Raw genomic sequence first — 17,485 nt, 5'->3', positions numbered from 1 at the left:
GGTTTTGTGTATTTGAATTTGTAAAAAAAATTATTAATAAGGATTATTATAAAAATAAATATCATTAAGTTGCAGTTCATTAAGCGTGTATTATGAATCTTGATCAAATCGGCAAAGAAGGCAATCTGGGGTATGTGGTTTTTATTTCGGCTGTGGCGGCCCTTGGGGGGTTTCTTTTTGGCTACGACACTGCGGTGATTTCGGGAACCATAACCATGGTGACTTCGCAATTTGAACTGGATTCCGTCTTGCAAGGGTGGTATGTAAGTTCAGCTTTGATAGGTTCTATTGGTGGAGTGTTGGCCGCCGGCTACATTAGTGATTTGATCGGCAGAAAAAAAGCCATGTTGATTTCCTCCGTTTTCTTCTTCGTATCTGCGGTAGGTTGCGCGTTGGCAACGGATATGCTCCAGCTTGTCTCGTTTCGGATATGTGGTGGGATTGGTATTGGGATGATATCGATCATTTCCCCAATGTATATTTCGGAGATAGCTTTTGCAAAATACAGGGGGGCAATGGTCACCTTGTACCAATTGGCGATTACCGTCGGTTTTTTGGCGGCATATCTTGTGAATTTCGAGTTGCTCGATTTTTCGGATAGCGTTGGCCAACTTGAAGGAGCTCAATGGAATAAATTGCTTGTGGAGGAGGTATGGAGGGGAATGTTGGGCATGGAAGCGTTTCCTGCGCTGCTCTTTTTATTGATGGTATTCCTTTTGCCGGAAAGTCCCAGATGGTTGTTCTTTAGGGGTGATGAAAATAAATCGACAATGGTGCTGGGTAAGATTTACAGTTCTCCTTCGAAAATTCAGGAAGAAGTACATGAGATGAAGGTTTCTTTGGGTGAGGCGGATAAAGGAAATTGGAGGCTGTTGTTGAAGCCCAATTTCTTGAAGGCGATACTCATTGGTGCCGCAGTGGCCATATTGGGACAGTTCATGGGTGTGAATGCCGTGCTGTATTATGGTCCCACTATTTTCGAACAAAGTGGGATGTCTGGTGGGGATGCTCTGTTTTATCAAGTATTCGTTGGGGGTGTCAATGTACTTACCACTATTCTCGCGTTGTACATCATTGACAAGGTGGGGAGAAAGAAACTGGTGTATTTTGGTGTGACCGGGATGATACTTACGTTACTGCTGATCTCGGGCTACTTTGTTAAAGCTTCTGAATGGAATATCCCATCCTATGTGTTGTTGATCTTGTTCTTGGCATATGTTTTCTTTACGGCCATTTCCATTTCCGCAGTAATTTTTGTGCTGCTTTCCGAGATGTACCCAACCAAGATTCGCGGTATGGCCATGTCCATTGCGGGATTTTCGCTTTGGACGGGAACCTTTATCGTAGGGCAGTTGACACCATGGCTTTTGGAGGTGTTGAGCCCCCAGGGAACCTTTGTGTTATTTGCGGTAATGTGTTTCCCTTACATGTACATCATATGGAAACTGGTTCCGGAGACAACGGGCAAGACCCTTGAGGAGATAGAGCGGTTTTGGGAACAATAAAGTTAGGAGGGGTTTGGATTCAAAACCTTGTGTTTTGCCAAATAACAGGCACCCAGTACTCCGGCTCCCTCGTCACCTTTTGATAGCTCCAATTGTGTGTCGGCCCTTACAATGCTTAGGGAGTATTTGTTGACGGTCATTTGGAGGGGTAGAAAGAAATGGTCTTTGGATTTCGCCAAGGCACCTCCAAAAATGATGAGTTCCGGATTGTATAAATGTATCAGGGTAGTGATTCCCTTTCCGAGTTTTTCGGCCATGATTCCAATAAGTTCAATGCTTAGGGTGTCATCATTGTTGGCTGCTTTGATAATGTCGTCCATTCTGATATTATCAAGATTCTCAAAGCTATGCTGCAGGGATGAGGATTGCCCTTCCTTGAGTTTGTCCTTGAACTGTTTTTCAAGGGCCCTTCCTGAAACTTCCGTTTCCAGGCAGCCTTTTTTACCGCATATGCAGATAATTTCGTTATCGAAAAAAGGGATATGCCCAAACTCTCCTGCATAGCCCGATTTTCCATACAAAAGCTTCCCTTGGGCAAGTACGCCCAGTCCCAGACCATAATCTGCATTTATGTAAAGGATGTTTCCGCTGTCCTTGGATTTGTGGCTGTAAAATTCATAAAATGCCCTGGCCCGAGTGTCGTTTTCAATAAAACAGGGGATTCCAATTTTTTCTTCAAGGATGCTGCTTAATGGGGTTTTTGTGAAGTTGAAAAAATTGTGGCTATATCCGCTTAAATGGTTTACACGGCCGGAAAGGTTGACGCCGATGCGTACAATTTTGTTCCTCCAATCGGCATTTTTGTCTATAAAATGGTTGATGATGTCGCACAATTGAAGCAAGGACTTTTCTGAGTTTTCCAAGTTGAATTCAATGTCCTTGGAAAAATGGATGGGATTCTCATTGAAGTCCATTAGTCCAATTTCTATGGAGTTGTGTCCTAAATCAACCCCTAAAAAATACATGGAATCACCAATGAGCCCATAAAGGTGGGGGCGTCTGCCTACGTCGGTCTCTGCCTTGCCAAGATCTTCAATGAGCCCTTCATCTATGAGCTCTTGGATGAGTTTGTTTACCTTGGGGGAGCTGGAATTGAATTTTTTTGAGATGTCGTTGATCGTTGTGGCTCCTTTTTTGTCCAGCAGTCGAATGATCTTTTTTTTAAGCTGATGGTTTTTAAAAACGACACCGCTTTTTTGCTCGTCCGGAATATCGTTGAAAATACTATGCTTGTTTTGTTTCATTCTTTCTTTTTTGGACCGGGAGCGATGATAAAAATAGTAAGAAAACTATAATGACAATAAAAACGGACTATCTAAACAGGGCGGTTTTGTTGGTGGGTTTTCATGGGTGGTTGCTAAGATGTTAGCGGGTAGTGTTTTAAAAGGATTGTCAAACGAATTTGATTTCATCTCACACAATTATATTAATAAAATAATTTATTAACTATTGGATAATTAAGATTAAAAATTTAATATTGTTTGGTGTCGCTCAAGAAATACAAGAAAAATAAAATTAAAGGCTACAGGTTTTGGGTATAGGAAAAGAAGATTTTGGAAAGTACAAGGAGATTTACAAGGAAAATTTATTGGGGTATGTCCTGCCTTTTTGGGAGAAACATTCCATTGACAAAGAGGATGGAGGATTTTACACCTGTTTGGGTGTGGATGGGAGTGTGTATGATACGGATAAGTTTGTATGGCTTCAATGTAGGCAGGTGTGGATGTTTGCCAAACTTTACAATGAGGTTGAACCTAGGGGGAGTTGGCTTGATATAGCGCTCCATGGTGCCGACTTTTTGCAGAAATTCGGTAGAAGCGATTCTGGACGATGGTACTTTTCCCTGGATAAAAAAGGAAGTCCTTTGGTGCAGCCCTATAATATCTTTTCGGATTGTTTTGCATCCATGGCATTTGGCCAGCTGGGGAAAATCACGGAAAAAACCGAACACACTGCCATAGCAACCCAAACTTTTTATAACATCCTTGATGCACAGGATAATCCAAAAGGAAAATACGAAAAGACATATCCAGGTACCAGGGAGCTGCAAAGTTTAAGCTTGCCCATGATCCTGAGTAATTTAGTATTGGAACTCAGCCATATTCTGGATGCCAAGGTGGTGGACGATCAGCTTAACAGTGTCAAAAATAAGATCCTATCCTATTTTTATAAGCCGGAATACGGCCTGATCATGGAGAATGTGGGTAGGGACGGTAGTTTCAGCGATACATTTCAAGGCAGACTTGTCAATCCGGGGCATGGACTGGAAACCCTATGGTTTTTAATGGACATTGCCGAGCGGCAAAATGATAGGGAACTCATTCAAAAGTGCACGGATGCCGTGATATCCACATTGGAGTACGGTTGGGATTCAGAATACGGAGGGCTGTTTTATTTTATGGACCTCAAAGGCCACCCTCCCGAGCAATTGGAATGGGACCATAAACTTTGGTGGCCCCATATCGAAGCCATGATAGCCTGTGCAAAAGGGTATTATTTGACCGGTGATGTGCGTTGTTGGAAATGGTTGATGACACTACATGAGTATACATGGGCACATTTTGTGGATGAAGATCAAGGGGAATGGCTTGGTTATTTGTCCAGGGAAGGTAAAGTGACACATCACCTGAAGGGCGGAAAATGGAAGGGGTGTTTCCATGTGCCAAGAGGGGTGTTGTATTTATGGGAATTGATGGCCAAGTTGGAAAACCAAATAAAATAAAAAACCTGCAAATCAGAGATTTACAGGTTTAATGTTTTGTGGAGCCGGAGGGATTCGAACCCTCGTCCAAACAAGCAATAACTAGGCTTTCTACATGCTTAGTCCAAGTTCAATTTTCGATGCACGACCGACCAAGGACCGCCTATCGTACACTTAGCTTCTTTAGTTTAGGATTCTTGCCGAAGCCACAAAAATCCGGTGTTGACTTTTATGGTGCCCCAAAAAAGGTCGCCATCAACAAGGGCTACCAAGGGACATTCAGCTTTCCCGCCTTGCGGGACTAGGCTTGGACTTACTATAATTCAGTCAATTAAGCAGCTAAAGCGTAGTTAGACTCGCCATTTAAAAAAGTTGAGACATTGAATTAACGAGCATCATTCCCATAGCTCGACATGCTTACATAGCCATTGGTCTCGCTGTCAAAACCAGTCGGCCCCGTAATGAGATTTCATTCCTGCGTAGGCAGGAATCTTTCTCAATTTTTTCAAAGAACTAATACTAGCGTTTCCACCTTTCGCTTCGCTCTAGGCGGTCGGGCTATCGGCTATACTTGGTATTTGCCTCTATCCCTAACGCGGTTGGCAAAGGTAACTTATATCTTCAAAAGATAAAAAGTTTGCTTACCCTGTCCAATACTCTTATTTTGGTCAACAATTATACCAAAGCGTAGTATGAAGTTCGGAATTATACGTGAGCGGAAAAACCCGCCAGATCGTAGGGTAGTCTTGTCACCTGCGGAATGTCAAAAAGTCTTGGATAGCTTTCCTGATGCCCAAATTGAGGTGGAAACCTCCCCCATAAGGGTCTTTTCCGATGAAGAATATCAAGAGAAGGGCATTCTCGTAACCGATACCATGCAAGACTGTGATGTATTGCTTGGTGTAAAGGAAGTGCCCATTGAAGCCCTTCTTCCCCATAAAAAGTATTTCTTCTTTTCGCACACCATAAAAAAGCAACCCTATAATCGGGATTTGCTGCGTGCCGTTCTGGAAAAAAATATTGAACTCTACGATCACGAAGTGATCACCAATGTCAAAGAGCAACGTTTGGTGGCTTTCGGCCGGTATGCGGGTATCGTGGGGGCCTATAATGGTATCAGGGCCTATGGACTAAAGCTTGGTCTGTTTAACTTGCCCAAGGCTGAGAACTTGGAGGACCAACAAGCATTGATCAAAGCATTGAAAGGAATTAAACTGCCCGCCATCAAAATTGTTTTGACCGGCAGGGGAAGGGTAGGTAATGGTGCCCGGGAAATGTTGGATGCCATGGAAATAAAGCGGGTCAATGTTTCCGATTACCTGAACAAAACCTATCAAGAGCCCGTATACTGCCAGATTGATGCATCTGAATACAACAAACGAAAGGACGGGGTGCGTGGCAATAAGGTCGATTTCTTTCAAAATCCTCAGGAATATCAATCCAACTTCTTCCGTTTTGCCAAAGTGACCGACTTCTATATTGCAGGACATTTTTATGGGGATGGCGCCCCATATCTCTATACAAGGGAAGATGCAAGGCATCCTGATTTCAAGATTAAGGTGGTGGCCGATATCAGTTGTGATATAGATGGTCCCGTGGCTTCCACTATACGACCATCAACCATTGCCGATCCCATATATGGCTATGACCCCATTTCGGAAACGGAAATTGACTTTATGGATGCCAAAGCCATAGCGGTCATGGCGGTGGACAACCTTCCTTGCGAATTGCCAAGGGATGCCAGTAATGGTTTTGGGGAGGCGTTCTCCAAATATGTGATCCCAGCTTTTTTCAATGGGGATGAGGATGGTATTTTGGAACGGGCCCGGATGACCCAAAATGGAAAATTGACGCCCCGATTCGCCTATCTCCAAAAATATGTGGATGGGGTGGAATAGCCCATTTCATCGGTATACGGAACACGTTGTGGAACATAGCGTATTTTTTAGTATATTGATTCTCTTATTCTGCTGAAAATGAAGTTCAATTGGATATTGTCAGACCATGCCGATTCCTCCGATAAACGGGCATGCATAGACATGGAATATAGGCTTAGGCCCAGAATTACCAAGTTTCTGCTATCCAAGTTCGATGGGGATTGCTGTACCGATTTTTCCTGTTTTCATTTTGATGTGGATATGAAAAACCAATGGGTGTGGATTTCGGACAAGACCCCAGCGGACCACATTGAAAAAATCCGTATCGATTTTGATACGGAAATCAACGGACACGAACTCTTTTCCGTGGCTTAATCCTTGTTTTCAACGGTAATGTCCCACTGAACGATAGGATGCTGTTTGGGTGCTACATAGGCTCCCAACGCCTTTAGGTTTAAGGATAGGGAATCCAGTTTTTCCAAGGTTTTTATTTGAATCACTTTAGTGCCCTCTGCTGGAACGGTGAACACTGCAGGACTGGAGTAAAAGGTATACGGCATCTGGTTCTCAAAGATCAAATCACTGCTTGATAAATTCTTTAGGGTAACCTTTAAAATGGAGGTTTTGTTGATGTATGTGGCTTCCTCAATGGAAATGCATGCTTTGAGCAGGGGCAATAGGTTCTCTTCCTTCCCGACCAAAAGGGAGTTGTATACGGCAACGGTACGTCCTGCAAACAACGCTTCTTTAACCGATTCCGCTGTTTTTTCTTTTGCAAAAACCAAAGTAATGGGGCGATTATGGCCTTTTTCAGTATAGTCCCAATCAATTAAACCATGGATGTCACTGGTGCCCATAATGGTAAGATTGTTCTCTAGGGCCAAGGCCAAGGATTCTTCCGCGTAGTCTCCCATATTGATGACCTCTATACCCTGCAATTCCCCGTTTTTGATACGTTCTTTTTGGAAATCGCTTAAAATGGGATTTCCTTTTGGAGATTGCGGATACCATGCCGGGTGGTTCCAAAATACAAAGGCCCCTTGTTTTTTGGCTTCCCCAAAAACAGTTTCCGCCTTGTCATGCAACAACTTATTGGCATCTTGGATAAAAATGGCATTGTTGTGACCCATGGGGGCGCCGCGGGTGATTTCAGAACCATTGATGATCAAAAGGTCATGGTCCTTTGCTTCGGCCAAGGCCAACTCAAAAGAACGGTTTCTATCGGGATGGGGAATATCCTCCTTATGCGGTTGATACTCCAAATGCTCGGTTAAGGAAATCACGTCCAAATTTTCCCGTAGGGCTTCCGATACCCTAATGGTGGGCCAAACATTTCCATCCGAGAAAACCGTGTGCTGATGGAAATCTGTTTTTAGGGTTTTATAATTGGGAACATCTGGGAAGGTCATCGCTCTTGAGCTGGTGTGCGAATGCTCTTGGGCAAAAATCACAATGGAGGCAAAGAGGAGTAAAAAGAGAGGTTGGAGTTTCATGGTTTTTGGTTTTTTCAAATGTATGAAACAGCTGGGTATTATCACTTTGCAGGAATAATTATTTGGGTTAAGAAATGGTGAATTGAAATCAAATTCTGATTTTTGACACATGAATCCAGCTGAAGATTATATCATCAACCAAGAGGAACCTTTTAAAAGTATATTACTGCAACTGCAGGTTTTGGTGGAGAGCGAGGTACCTGATGTGGAACTCAAATACAAGTATCGCATTCCTTTCTATTATCTGAAGGGGAAACCATTTTGTTACCTAAATGTGTCCCCTAAAAAAGGCTATGTGGATGTAGGTTTTTGGAGTTCGGCACACCTTAGCGTTCATTTGGATAAAATGGTCACCGAGGGTAGAAAAGTAATGCGTTCACTTCGGTACCATACTCTGGAGGATCTTGATGCTGAAGTCTTTGTAGCCGTTATCAAAGATGCAGAAACCGTGAACCATAAGGGTTTTTGGAAATGATCAACCTTTGGTTGGCGTCAGTTTGGCCCTTTTTGTACTTAGTTTGAAGAAAGCGATCCAAAGTGAGGCAATACCCAAAACCAGCCAAAGCAAATCCACCAAAAGAATATGTTGATATCCATTTTGATAGGCTATCCACATCCAATTGCCTGTTGTGATTCCATTGGCAATCGGAACCAATAAGCCCAAAATGCCACCAGAGATCAAGGTCCATTTATTGGTAAAGGCAATATCCTTTTTAAGGATAAAGAACACGCTTGCGACCAACCAAATTGGAAAATAGGTTTGGTAGAGGAAACCCATATTTACTGTGGGTGCAAACTTTACGATGATAAATTCCAAAGCGGTAACGGGCAACAAGGTAAGGCAGATGGCCATATACCAATTCGCCACTTGTTGGTTAAACTTTCGGCGTTTTTCCGGGATGTTCTTTTTATCTCGTGCCACCAACCAAATCATAATCCCAGAGAGGATGACAAAGCAAGAAACCAGTCCAAGAATAAAGGAGATTACTCGTAAGCCATAGCCTGCGTAATCGCCAAAATGGAGACGGAACATCATATTTTTTACCCCATCCAAATAAGAAGTTTGGGCAATAGGTACTTTCTCCTGTTCTATGGAACCATCGGCAATTTTATAAATACGGTATCCCAGACCGTTCAGTTTGGTGTCATACCCAAGATATCCGCTAATGGCGGCGTGCATGTTTTGGTCGCCATAGTTGAAAATATGGGTCTCCGTAACCCTAAAATCACCCCATTCTTCTTTCATCTCGGCAATATATTGGTCCAAGTTGATGGTTTGGTCCAGTTTTTCGTTCTGGAATTCGTAAACCGGGTGGTTGTATTCCAAATCTTCAAACAATTGGTTTTGGTCACCATCGTAGAGCCCCGCTACAAGAGGAAGCATCAATATGCCCTTCAACAGGAAAAAGGCCCCGGTAACGGCATATACAAACTGGAATGGAAATCCTATCACCCCAAGGGCAGTATGGGCATCGGTCCACATTGCTTTTATTTTGGCCCAAGGGCGAAACACATAAAAGTTGGAGACAATTTTGTTCCAATGTACCAGTATGCCCGTAATGATCGCAAACAGAAAAAAGAAAGCCACCAATCCAGCCAAGTAACGGCCATAGGGGTATGGAATCTGATCGAGAAAGTGAAGTCGGTATAAGAACTCCCCCAAATGGTAATTGCTAGCGTAATTATTGGTCTTGGTCTTGGCCTCGGGGTCCAAATAGAAAAATACGGGAGTTTTTTCCTCTTCTGATGCCAATGAATCCTTGGAAGCCCCCAAGTTTACGGAAATACTTCTTTCGTTGTAATAATGTCGCAGTTCCACATCCCGACCGTACAAATTGTACTCTTTGGAAAGGTCGTTAAGATGCCCATCCATGCTGCCGGGCAATGCATCTTCCTGACTTACGGAATGTCCACGTTGCCAATTGGCAATTTCATCCCTGAAAAAAGAGAAAGATCCCGTAAAAAAAATGACATAGAGTGCCACACTGATCACAATACCACTCACGGTATGCGTATGGAACAAAATATTGTAAATGCGGTTTCCCATAGTTTTAAACAAGAGGGTTGGTTTGGTTTCCAAAATAAAATATGACAAAGAGCACTAAACTGGCCAAGAGATACATGCCCCAGACCTTCCATCCGTTCTTGCCCAAAAAAGCCAAGACCATCAGTACGGCCCAAAGGATGAAAGCGGAAAATGTACTGGTAATAATAACAGCTACGTGGTTGAACCAACTGGCCAAGGCCATATGGAACATAATGGCCACCATAAGACCTCCCAAAATGGCAGCGGTTATTTTGGCAAATCGTTGCGAGGGGGATGGGGTCAAATATTTTTTGTTGGCTGGCATAGGTTAAAACAATAAAGTTTCAAAAAGGATGGAACATAAAAAAAGGATACCCAAAAAGCGATAGTTCAACAAGCGTAAGGGGGCCAGGAGAATCACCAAACTGGCAACGGTCATCAAAAGGATGAAAAAAGTGAAGGTTCCGGAACCAAGACCCCATAAAAAACAGCTAAGCCCCAATGAAAAAATCATTAGGGCCAAACTGGCTGATTGAGCTATTTTTTTATGTTCACCTGTCCATTTTTCAGTGCCCAGTTCACCTATGGCGGCCATCTTTTTAGAGGTACCGTAAAGCAGATAAAAGGCCATAAAAGTGAGCAATGAAATAAGGGTCACCATAGCTTATGGTTTTATGCAATAGGTGGCGCAATGCCAAATAAACTCATAGTCATCCCCTTTGTATGTGCCAGGAACTTCTTCTTTGGTCGTGGTCTCCACAATGTACTTGGTGTTCCAAGGCAGGGCAAAGGATACTTCGCCATTGTCATCGGTGTGCAAGGTCTTTGACCAAAGGTCCGCCACATAGACTTGCAATTCGTTTTTTGCCAAAGGTTGGTCTTTGTACAGTACTTGAAGTTTGACTTCATTCCCATTATTGGCCAATTGCTTTACCACAATACCGTTGGGATTTGCTGTTTTGGTATCGGCATCCGTACTGCCTATCCGGACCTTGGCGGTTGAGTGATAATGGGTTTTGAAGATGCCAAAATCATACTGGGTGTAATCAATGACATCAATCTCATCATTGTTCATTACCACTGTGTACACACCATTCTTGTTTGGAGTGAAATGGGCCAGATAATGGTCTTTCTTGGGAGTGGTGTTCAGTTGGGTTTTAGTGCCATCGGGAGCAATTACCCAAAGGGTAAACTTTGAAACGGCTGGGAAAGCTTCCCCTTCCACCTCTTCAATAACCCCATAGGTGTATTCCCCAAAGTGCACACGGACTTCATGGGGCTGGCCCAAGGTTCCGTTGCCCTCGGTCTCTATCCATAGGTAATGGGCGTTGGCAGAAGCCAGTCCAAAAAGGAAGAGCAATAACGCAATGCAATTTGTTTTCATGATATCAGGTTTTTAAAGGCCCATATATGCAATGGGCCCAATGTTATGGTTGCTTAAAAGGTGTATGCTACGGTTACCCTACCGTTGATTCCCGGTTCTGATTGCCAGTACAGATAGGTTCCATAATCAGACCCGGAATACAGGTATTCATCAAGGATATTGTTGATGTTCAATTGAACCCTGAAATGGTCATTTCTCCATGATAGGGCCCCATCTAACCTGAAATAGTTGGGTAGGTCGGATTGGTTGTCAGCGGCCCAAGCCCATGTGGAACGGTCCAATTGGTATTGATATCCCAAGGATGCCCCAAATCCGCTCAATGCCGATGTCTCGGAAAAATTGTAGTTCAACCATCCATTGGTCACATGTTTGGAGTGGCCGGCCACAAGGCTGCCCGATTTATCTTTTACATTGGTGTTGGCATAGTTGAGAATGATGTTCAATTCTGGGGTAATCTGCCCTTGTGCATCAAATTCAATTCCCTTGGATTCGATTTCACCGGAGTAGATGGAGAAATTATCGTTGGGATAGGCTGGGTCGCCCACCAAGATTTTGTTTTTGTTGATTTTATAAACACCCAATGACGTCCGCAGTCTCCCATCAAAGAAGTTGGCCTTGATACCTCCTTCAATGTCTTTTCCTTCCACAGGGTCATTAAGCAATTCGCCTGAGCTGTTCACGCCACTTTGTGGTAAAAAGGATTGGTCGTACAATGCGTAGGCGGTCAAGGTGGGAACAATATCCACACTTAAACCTACCCGCGGGGTAAAAACATCATCTGTTTCTGTTTTGCCAAGGGTATAGAGATTGGTGTATCTACCAGCCAATGTAAATCGGATATGGTTATCGAGGAACCCAATCTCATCTTGGGCATAATAGGCCCTTACGGTATTCGCACCATAAGGAGTGCCACCATTACGATATTGAACAGAGGCAGAACGGTCAAAAACAGGCTCTGGACTGGTACCATAAACCGGATTGAAAATATTGAACGGGGTAGTGGTATCCACTACGGAAGATTCAAACCAATCGGCCCAGTACGACTTGTCACTATAGTCAAAGCCTCCCATGACCTTATGGGAAACACCACCCGTATTGAAATTTCCATAAAGATATACTTGTGCATACTTGCCCAAGGAAAGCGCATCCCATTTGGATACATAGCGATAGGCATCCCCATTTTCCTGAAGGGAAAGCAACCAGGTTGAATTACCTACTTGATCATAGCGCAAATACCCCAATTGTCCTTCCATACTCCAATTATCGGAAAACTCATGCTTTAGGTTGGCAAAGAAGGTCACCTCTTGGATGTCCGTTACTGGGTAATCGTTATTGGTGAATTTAAAATCCCTGTCCAAACTGGCATATCCGGCACTGGAGGGTGCAAAAACATAGGCAGAACCAATGTAAGATTCGGCTTGTTGCAGGTTCATTTCCGCGGTAACGGAAGTCCGGTCTGAAAATTTGTAGGTAAGAGAGGGGGCTATACCGTATCGGGTAACATCCTCATTGCCCCTATGGCTATCGCTGGTTTGCAACATGGCATTGAACCGTCCCAATAGTTTTCCATTTTCGGAGAGTTTTCCGCTAACATCAACAGTACCACGGTAAAAATCGAAACTTCCGACACTGAAAGAAGCATTGGCAATAAATTGCTCGGTAGGCTTTTTGGTGACTACGTTATAGAAACCGCCAGGTTCACCCGCAGACATCATAAATCCGGCAGGACCTTTGACAAATTCAATGCGTTCCACGGTGTTCATATCTTCAGACAATGGTCCCCAGCTATCTTGAACATTGATACCATTTCTGAAGGCAGGCAAACGAAAACCGCGCATGTTGATGCGGGCAAAATGTCCCCAGTGTTCCAACATGGTCACTCCACTGACATTACGGATAACGCCATCCATGATGCTTGTGGCCTGTTGGTCTTGAAGGATTTCAGAACTGATGACCTGTACATTTTGGGGCAGCTCCACCAATTTGGTCTTTAACCGTAAAGAAGTGGAAGGCTCATTTTCCACGTACTTGTTTTGATGGCCTTCAACAATCACCTCGTTCAATTGTTCGTTCTTTTCAATCAAGGCAATGGTGGTTACAGAAGTTGTTCTGTTGGCCAAAACATTTGCTGAAATGGTCTGGCTTTCATACCCTATCATTGAAAAGGTAAGGGTATAGGAGCCAGGGGACAGATCCTGAATCAGGTAACTACCGGAATCATCCGTAGTGGTACCCAGACTGGTATGTGAAATGGCAATGTTTACGTTGGATAGTGGATTGTTTCTTGAATCGATCACTTTGCCTTTAAGGCTTCCAGTTTGTGCGTGCGAAGCAAAACATACCGCAAAACTGAGGAGGAGAAATATATTCTTCATGAGGTTATTTATAATTGGTCTAAATAAATTTTGATTGCAAATGTATAAGCCGATGCCTACTTACGCAAGGAATATTTAGACTAATTAAAAATAAAGTTGAAAAAAAATTCTAATCACATGATTAACAATGGGTTAATCGTAGCACTTTACTTAATTTCTATGTTAGAGGGAGTTAATGGTACGTCGGATGGCCGTTAAATCGGTCAGTAATTTTTCCAATAAGCTTAGATCCAGCATGTTTGCACCATCACTTTTGGCATTGGTTGGGTCAAAATGGGTTTCCATAAAAAGACCGTCCACACCAGCTGCGATACCCGCGCGGGCCATGGTGCCGATCAGTGCTGGTCTACCCCCGGTAACCCCAGAGGATTGGTTGGGCTGTTGTAGGGAGTGGGTCACATCCAATACCACAGGTGCGTACTGCTTCATAGTGGGAATGCCCCTAAAATCAACAATCATGTCCTGATAGCCGAACATGGTACCTCTATCTGTAATAATGGCCTGTTCGTTGCCTGTTTCCGTAACCTTGGTAACGGCATGTTTCATGCTTTCAGGGCTCATAAACTGCCCTTTCTTTAGATTGACCACCTTTCCGGTTTCTGCAGCGGCGACCACCAAATCGGTCTGGCGTACCAAAAATGCAGGTATTTGAAGCACATCCACATACTCGGCGGCCATCGAGGCATCCGAAATTTCATGGATGTCGGTAACCGTGGGCACCTTGAAGGTCTCGGAGACTTTTCTCAGGATTTTCAATGCCTTTTCATCCCCGATTCCGGTAAAGGAATCAAGGCGACTTCGATTGGCCTTCTTAAAACTTCCTTTGAACACATAGGGAATTTGCAGTTTATCCGTGATGGCCACTGCCTTTTCCGCTATTCGCATGGCCATTTCCTCGCCTTCAATGGCGCAGGGACCGGCCAATAGAAAAAAGTTGTTGCTATCTGCATGTTTTATTTGGGGAATGGCATCTAATCGCATGGGCATATATTTTCAACAAAAATACTATTTTGAAAAAGTAAATGTTATAAGAATACCAAATTAACCTACCATGCGTCGTTTTCTTTATATGGTATTCTTGTTTTCCGGTATTTCTTCCTTTGCCCAATACGGTATGAATTGCGAGATTCGGCAAATCAAAATCAACATTTTTAACCCAGGGGTGGAGTACGAAATGGGTTTGGGAGTGAACAGTACATTGGATGTACGGGTAGCTTGGCAGATGGCTTTGGAACCCGCCAGTACAGCACCTATGGAAAATCTTGATTTTTTCCCCGCCATCACGGTCCAGAACCGATATTATCACAATTTCAATGGGAGACAGCGAAGAAGAAAACCCATCTATGGGAATTCCGGGAATTACTTGGCCCCTTCGGCGGCGATATTTTCACCCGGGAGTCGTGTGGTGGAGAACAGGATTGTGGATGGGGTTCATGGCTATGGAGGTCTGGTATATGGGGTACAGCGCAGCTATGATTCCGGAATAAGTTTCTCCATTGATGCCGGAGCAGGGTACTATGTGGGGCCTTTTAAAGGGGGCATTTATCCCGTGGTAAATTTGAGCTTGGGCTGGATTGTGAGTGAAAAAAGATGGTGTGTGGGGCGTTGACAGCATCAATAAATATGTTTTTTGGCGTGATGTTTGAGGAACCAAACCATACTCAATCCAACATCCATGAAAAACATTGCTTCCTTACTTTTTGTAGTATTCTTTGGAAACCTTGTTGTGGCCCAATCCACAAAGTATACTGAAGACCATCAATTGACCCTGAATTTCTTGCTTCCAGGAGTTGTGTATGAATATGGGGTTTCCAATAACTCTTCTTTGGCGGCAGAAGCAACTATTGGGTTTGCATATCGGGAATCCACCTTTTTTGATAGTGGGATCGGTATTTATCCAATTGGGCGCATACAATATCGGTACTACTATAATTTTGACAGACGTTTGAATAAGGAAAAGCGTATTGAGGGCAATACCGGAAATTATATTGCCCCCACCTTTGCCATTCAAGGGGGAAAGGCCGTAATCGGAGATTTGGACTACGTTTCTGACTTTTTTGGTGGCGTAGGCGTGGTGTATGGTCTTCAGCGGACTGGACAGAAAGGACTACAGTTTCGATTTGAGGTTGGCCCCGCCCTTTTTTTTGATGAATTCGACACTGGTCCCGGAATGTTGATGGCTCTAAAGCTCGGTTGGGTGATTCCAAAGAGATAAGGTTTTTGAAACTTTCTCAAAATCAATAAGATAAAAATAACACTTTAGCGTATTGACAAGTAGAAAATAGCAGTATCTTTGCGGGCTTAAAAAATAGGTTATGTCCAAAATCAAGAACATCGCAATCATTGCCCACGTAGACCACGGTAAGACTACTTTGGTTGATAAAATTATGTATCACTGCCAGTTGTTTCGGGATAATGAGAACAAGGGCGATTTAATTTTGGACAACAACGACCTGGAGCGGGAGCGCGGAATCACCATTGTTTCCAAGAATGTTTCCGTTCAATACAAAGACACCAAGATCAATATTATAGATACCCCTGGGCACGCCGATTTCGGTGGGGAAGTGGAACGTGTCCTCAACATGGCCGATGGGGTATTGTTGCTGGTGGATGCCTTTGAAGGCCCTATGCCACAGACCCGTTTTGTATTGCAAAAGGCCATTGACCTTGGATTGAAACCCTGTGTGGTGGTCAACAAGGTGGATAAAGAAAACTGTACGCCCGAAGAGGTACATGAAAAGGTATTTGACCTTATGTTTGAATTGGGTGCCGAGGAATGGCAATTGGATTTCCCAGTGGTATATGGCTCTGCCAAGAACAACTGGATGAGTACCGATTGGCAAAAACCTACCGAAAATATTGAACCACTTTTGGACATGGTGGTGGAACATATCCCGGAATTTAAACCTGAACAGGGTTCCACTCAGTTGCTGATCACATCCTTGGATTTTTCATCCTTTACCGGGCGAATCGCCATTGGTAGGTTGCAACGTGGTACTTTAAAGGAGGGACAACAGATTTCATTGGTGAAGCGGGACGGCAGCATTGTAAAGACCCGTATCAAGGAGCTGTTCACCTTTGAAGGTCTGGGCAGACAAAAAGTTTCGGAAGTAACTGCTGGCGATATTTGTGCCATTGTAGGTATGGAAGGTTTTGAAATAGGGGATACCGTAGCGGATTTTGAAAATCCTGAAAAGTTGAAGACCATCGCCATTGATGAACCCACCATGAGCATGTTGTTCACCATCAATGACAGTCCATTTTTTGGAAAGGATGGAAAGTTTGTTACCTCAAGGCATATCAAGGAAAGATTGGAAAAGGAGTTGGAGAAGAACTTGGCCCTTAGGGTACAGGAGACCAACAGTGCCGATAAATTCATGGTGTTTGGCCGTGGGGTATTGCACCTTTCCGTTTTGATCGAGACCATGCGTAGGGAAGGTTACGAACTTCAGATTGGACAGCCGCAGGTAATCATCAAGGAAGTGGATGGTGTAAAATGTGAGCCCGTGGAGCACCTCACCATAGATTTGCCAGAAGAGGTTTCCGGAAAGGCTGTGGAAATGGTTTCCGTAAGAAAAGGGGAAATGATCAGTATGGAGGCCAAAGGCTCCAGAATGGTATGTGAATTCATGATTCCTTCCAGGGGGATCATTGGATTGCGAAACCAATTGTTGACCGCTACTGCCGGTGAGGCCATTATGGCCCACCGATTTAAGGAATACCAACCCTTGAAAGGGGACATTGCACAGCGATTGAACGGTTCCTTGATTTCCATGGAAAATGGAACCGCTATTCCTTATTCCATTGATAAATTGCAGGAAAGAGGTAAGTTTTTCATTGATCCGGGAGAGGAAATCTATGAAGGTCAGGTAATTGGTGAAAACTCCAGGGGAGATGACATGACCATAAACGTGACCAAGACCAAGAAACTTTCCAATGTTCGTTCCGCCGGTGCGGATGACAAGGCCAAAATTGTACCGGCCATCAAGTTTTCATTGGAAGAAGCCTTGGAATACATCCAAAAAGATGAGTATGTTGAGGTAACTCCCAACCATCTTAGACTTCGAAAAATTTATTTGAAGGAAGTAGACCGTAAGCGAAACAAGGCAAGCTAAGGAGTCAAG

16 protein-coding genes and 1 other RNA gene are annotated in these 17,485 nt (G+C 43.7%); 8 read left to right on the top strand and 9 right to left on the bottom strand.

The genetic code is table 11. The features are described from left to right. Positions 1-92: 92 nt before the first annotated feature. Complete coding sequence (locus ACPD8L_RS07815) at positions 93-1,505, top strand: sugar porter family MFS transporter (protein WP_423942802.1); 1,413 nt, start codon at positions 93-95, stop codon at positions 1,503-1,505. A gap of 2 nt (positions 1,506-1,507) precedes the next feature. Here ACPD8L_RS07815 and ACPD8L_RS07810 read toward each other — a convergent pair whose 3' ends face one another. Continuing rightward, positions 1,508-2,749 carry an ROK family transcriptional regulator gene (locus tag ACPD8L_RS07810; RefSeq protein ID WP_423942800.1) on the bottom strand — a complete coding sequence of 414 codons (1,242 nt, stop codon included), beginning with the start codon at positions 2,747-2,749 and terminating at the stop codon, positions 1,508-1,510. Between the two features lie 287 nt (positions 2,750-3,036). On the opposite strand from ACPD8L_RS07810, the gene ACPD8L_RS07805 reads away from it, so the two are divergent. Further along, positions 3,037-4,227, top strand: a complete 1,191-nt coding sequence (locus ACPD8L_RS07805; RefSeq protein WP_423942798.1) for a n-acyl-d-glucosamine 2-epimerase — start codon at positions 3,037-3,039, stop codon at positions 4,225-4,227. A gap of 36 nt (positions 4,228-4,263) precedes the next feature. On the opposite strand, the gene ssrA is transcribed toward ACPD8L_RS07805, so the two are convergent. Beyond that, positions 4,264-4,664: a transfer-messenger RNA gene (gene ssrA, locus ACPD8L_RS07800) on the bottom strand. A gap of 234 nt (positions 4,665-4,898) precedes the next feature. Between ssrA and ACPD8L_RS07795 the strand changes: the two genes are divergently transcribed. Together ACPD8L_RS07795 and ACPD8L_RS07790 are read left to right on the top strand one after the other, a co-directional pair. After that, a complete protein-coding gene (locus ACPD8L_RS07795) occupies positions 4,899-6,104 on the top strand; it encodes an NAD(P)-dependent oxidoreductase (RefSeq protein ID WP_423942796.1) in 1,206 nt (401 codons plus the stop codon). A gap of 78 nt (positions 6,105-6,182) precedes the next feature. After that, positions 6,183-6,458 (top strand): hypothetical protein, encoded by a 276-nt coding sequence (locus ACPD8L_RS07790; RefSeq protein ID WP_423942795.1) that lies wholly within the window; start codon positions 6,183-6,185, stop codon positions 6,456-6,458. On the opposite strand, the gene ACPD8L_RS07785 is transcribed toward ACPD8L_RS07790, so the two are convergent. Beyond that, positions 6,455-7,576, bottom strand: coding sequence for an Sb-PDE family phosphodiesterase (locus ACPD8L_RS07785; RefSeq protein WP_423942794.1), 1,122 nt, complete (start codon positions 7,574-7,576; stop codon positions 6,455-6,457). The two genes, ACPD8L_RS07790 and ACPD8L_RS07785, sit on opposite strands and share 4 nt — an antisense overlap. A 109-nt stretch (positions 7,577-7,685) precedes the next feature. Here ACPD8L_RS07785 and ACPD8L_RS07780 point away from each other — a divergent pair, with 109 nt between their 5' ends. Then, on the top strand, positions 7,686-8,051 hold the full coding sequence (locus ACPD8L_RS07780; protein ID WP_423942792.1) for a DUF1801 domain-containing protein: 366 nt from the start codon (positions 7,686-7,688) through the stop codon (positions 8,049-8,051). Here ACPD8L_RS07780 and ACPD8L_RS07775 read toward each other — a convergent pair whose 3' ends face one another. From ACPD8L_RS07775 to kdsA, 6 genes are all read right to left on the bottom strand, one after another. After that, complete coding sequence (locus tag ACPD8L_RS07775) at positions 8,052-9,623, bottom strand: PepSY-associated TM helix domain-containing protein (RefSeq protein ID WP_423942791.1); 1,572 nt, start codon at positions 9,621-9,623, stop codon at positions 8,052-8,054. Between the two features lie 4 nt (positions 9,624-9,627). Beyond that, a complete protein-coding gene (locus ACPD8L_RS07770; protein WP_116218398.1) occupies positions 9,628-9,927 on the bottom strand; it encodes a hypothetical protein in 300 nt (99 codons plus the stop codon). A gap of 3 nt (positions 9,928-9,930) precedes the next feature. Next, positions 9,931-10,263 (bottom strand): hypothetical protein, encoded by a 333-nt coding sequence (locus ACPD8L_RS07765; protein WP_116218397.1) that lies wholly within the window; start codon positions 10,261-10,263, stop codon positions 9,931-9,933. A 3-nt stretch (positions 10,264-10,266) separates the two neighbouring features. Continuing rightward, positions 10,267-10,986, bottom strand: coding sequence for a DUF4198 domain-containing protein (locus tag ACPD8L_RS07760; protein ID WP_293302009.1), 720 nt, complete (start codon positions 10,984-10,986; stop codon positions 10,267-10,269). Between the two features lie 53 nt (positions 10,987-11,039). After that, complete coding sequence (locus tag ACPD8L_RS07755; RefSeq protein ID WP_423942789.1) at positions 11,040-13,361, bottom strand: TonB-dependent siderophore receptor; 2,322 nt, start codon at positions 13,359-13,361, stop codon at positions 11,040-11,042. Positions 13,362-13,523: 162 nt separating this feature from the next. Next, the gene (gene kdsA / locus ACPD8L_RS07750; protein ID WP_423942787.1) at positions 13,524-14,342 is read right to left on the bottom strand and encodes a 3-deoxy-8-phosphooctulonate synthase; all 819 of its coding nucleotides are present in this window, start codon (positions 14,340-14,342) and stop codon (positions 13,524-13,526) included. 70 nt (positions 14,343-14,412) lie between these two features. Between kdsA and ACPD8L_RS07745 the strand changes: the two genes are divergently transcribed. From ACPD8L_RS07745 to typA, 3 genes are all read left to right on the top strand, one after another. After that, positions 14,413-14,970: a hypothetical protein gene (locus ACPD8L_RS07745; RefSeq protein WP_423942785.1), complete on the top strand. Its 558-nt coding sequence runs from the start codon at positions 14,413-14,415 to the stop codon at positions 14,968-14,970. A gap of 66 nt (positions 14,971-15,036) precedes the next feature. Further along, entirely contained in the window at positions 15,037-15,576 is a 540-nt protein-coding gene (locus tag ACPD8L_RS07740; RefSeq protein WP_423942784.1) for a hypothetical protein, read from the top strand. Positions 15,577-15,676: 100 nt separating this feature from the next. Continuing rightward, complete coding sequence (gene typA, locus ACPD8L_RS07735; RefSeq protein ID WP_116218393.1) at positions 15,677-17,476, top strand: translational GTPase TypA; 1,800 nt, start codon at positions 15,677-15,679, stop codon at positions 17,474-17,476. Positions 17,477-17,485 lie beyond the last annotated feature (9 nt).

Origin of the sequence: Flagellimonas algicida, assembly GCF_049629585.1 — a bacterium.
Taxonomy (GTDB): Bacteria; Bacteroidota; Bacteroidia; order Flavobacteriales; family Flavobacteriaceae; genus Flagellimonas.
Note: the sequence above shows the minus strand (reverse complement) of the source record. Positions and strands in the feature narration are given on the sequence as shown.